1 protein-coding gene is annotated in these 290 nt (G+C 50.3%); it reads right to left on the bottom strand.

Translation table 11 applies throughout. The annotated features are described in order from the left end of the window. The coding region (locus ACTHRE_RS11115) for a Wzy polymerase domain-containing protein (protein WP_440345281.1) at positions 1 to 290 on the bottom strand (290 nt) is incomplete at both ends.

A 290-nucleotide genomic window follows, 5' to 3' on the forward strand; every position in this document is an offset into this window, starting at 1 on the left:
GTCTGATTCGGCTAGATAAAGGGCCGTCTGAAACATCTTTCGGATAAGAAGGTGTCAGAGACAGAATTAGGCTGACTACGGTAAGGAAGTAGATATACCAAAGTGGATATTCGAGCATGCTGTGACAGAGGCTGACGGCGGCGGCAGTCAGTAAAAACAGCGAGGCCGGTGTTTGGTTGCGTCCCGATAGTCGCCACACAGCTGTAAGCAGGGTTAAGGCTGCGAGCAAGGTGCCGGCTATGCCCATTTCGGACAATAACTGCATGACGATATTGTGCGAATGGGTAAAT

The organism is Neisseria sp. P0001.S007 (genome assembly GCF_051963655.1).
Classification (GTDB): Bacteria; Pseudomonadota; Gammaproteobacteria; order Burkholderiales; family Neisseriaceae; genus Neisseria; species Neisseria subflava_A.